This window comes from Sulfuricurvum sp. (genome assembly GCF_023250475.1).
Lineage (GTDB): Bacteria > Campylobacterota > Campylobacteria > Campylobacterales > Sulfurimonadaceae > Sulfuricurvum.
Genome location: NZ_JAHFAQ010000022.1, coordinates 1 through 1,958 on the forward strand (window position 1 = coordinate 1; position 1,958 = coordinate 1,958).

Genomic DNA, 1,958 nt, shown 5'->3' on the forward strand with positions numbered 1-1,958 from the left:
CAAACTCGACGGAACCGCCAAAGGGGGATCGGTATTCTCGATCGCTTACGCCCTATCCCTCCCGATCCTCTACATCGGGGTCGGCGAACAGCCGGAGCATCTGATACCGTTTGACAAATACGAATTTGTGGACGGAATTTTGGATGCAATTTTCGGGGAAGAATCGACACACTAATGGCCAAGAAAAAAAACGTCCTCTTCGAGTGTCAGCACTGCGGATTCACCACCCCGAAGTGGATGGGAAAATGTACGAACTGCGGTGGGTGGGATTGCTTTGTCGAACTCAGCGAACAACAGCAGGAGGTCATTAAACTCACCTCGACCTCCTCCCCCTCAGGAAATAACAAAGCCAAAGAGATCACCCAGATTGTCGAAGAGCATACGGAACGCTTCAGCAGTGACGATGCCGAACTCGATATGGTTCTCGGCGGAGGTGTCGTCCCCGGATCACTTGTCCTTATCGGCGGAAGTCCGGGAGTCGGGAAATCGACGCTTCTGCTCAAAATCGGATCAAACCTCGCAAAGCAAAACCGTAATGTTCTCTACGTATCGGGTGAGGAGAGCGAAGGACAGATCAAACTTCGAGCGAATCGGTTAGGAGCCAATGTCGATAACCTCTATCTCCTCGCCGAGATACGACTGGAGCAGGTGCTCTCCGAACTGCATGAGAGAGCATATGAGTGTATCATCATCGACTCGATCCAAACCCTCTATTCCGAAACCATCGCTTCGGCTCCCGGATCGGTGACGCAGGTGCGCCAAATCACGTTCGATCTGATGCGGATCGCCAAAGAGCGCAGAATCGCCATCTTCATCATCGGACACATTACCAAAGAGGGTTCCATCGCCGGACCGCGCGTGTTGGAGCACATGGTGGATGTGGTGTTGTATTTTGAGGGGGACAGCGGACATGAACTCCGTATCCTTCGAGGCTTTAAAAACCGTTTCGGCCCGACCAGTGAAATCGGTGTATTTGAGATGCGACATGACGGATTGGTATCGGCGAAAGACCTCTCCTCACGCTTTTTCAACCGCACAAAATCCCAAAGCGGTTCCGCCCTCACCGTTATCATGGAGGGGACTCGCCCCATCGTCCTCGAAGTACAAGCGCTTGTGAGCGATACCCATGCACCTAATCCGAAACGTCAGGCGACGGGGTTCGAGAACAACCGCCTCAATATGCTTCTTGCCCTTTTAGAGCGGAAACTCGAAATACCGCTTAACAGCTACGATGTCTTTATTAATATTACCGGAGGGATCAAGATCACCGAAACCTCCGCCGATTTGGCGATTTTAGCCGCTATCATCAGCAGTTTTCGAAACCGTGCCATCTCCAAAGAGACGGTATTTATCGGCGAAGTCTCTCTTGTCGGGGATATCCGAGAGGTGTATCAACTCGATCAAAGACTCAAAGAAGCGGCCTCCCAACAGATCACAAAAGCCCTTATTCCAAAAAAACCGATTGAGAAAACGGCGATCAAATGTTACGAAATTGACGAAGTAAGTAAACTTTTGGAGTGGTTTTAACCTAAAATTTCGTATAATAAACGAATCATATACCAAGGATATTTTATGCCAGTATGTTCTATTGTTGCCGATCACAAATCTGAAGAGCGATACACGAAACTCTCCCTCGCGTATTCAACCGAAGAAGAGCGCCAAATGATCGAAAAAGCGATCGCAGAGTGTACCCCGTTATGCTCGATCCAACCAAATGTATACGGTGGCGCGGTGACTGAGGGAAAAAGAATGATCACCGTTGAATACAATGATGATTGTGACCGAGAAGGGGGAAAAGTGTATGAAGCTATTATTAAATATTTGGGGATTGAAGAGTGCCGTTAAGCAAGAATGCTGCTGATCTAAGCGTCCAACGTCTCAAAGAGTTTGCCGATGGCAACGAAACGTTCCAACAAACCTATTTTAAGAAGCATGAGACCCAATTGCTCAATCTCGTT

Annotated in this window: 2 protein-coding genes and 1 pseudogene; all 3 read left to right on the plus strand. The window is 48.9% G+C overall.

The genetic code is table 11. The annotated features are described in order from the left end of the window. Positions 1-175 (plus strand): annotated as a pseudogene (locus Q0C19_RS03635) (signal recognition particle-docking protein FtsY); the annotation flags it as partial. Further along, on the plus strand, positions 175-1,527 hold the full coding sequence (gene radA, locus Q0C19_RS03640; protein WP_295052880.1) for a DNA repair protein RadA: 1,353 nt from the start codon (positions 175-177) through the stop codon (positions 1,525-1,527). The pseudogene Q0C19_RS03635 and the gene radA, both read left to right, overlap by 1 nt. Before the next feature lie 45 nt (positions 1,528-1,572). Continuing rightward, positions 1,573-1,845 carry a hypothetical protein gene (locus Q0C19_RS03645; RefSeq protein WP_295052882.1) on the plus strand — a complete coding sequence of 91 codons (273 nt, stop codon included), beginning with the start codon at positions 1,573-1,575 and terminating at the stop codon, positions 1,843-1,845. Positions 1,846-1,958: the final 113 nt, after the last annotated feature.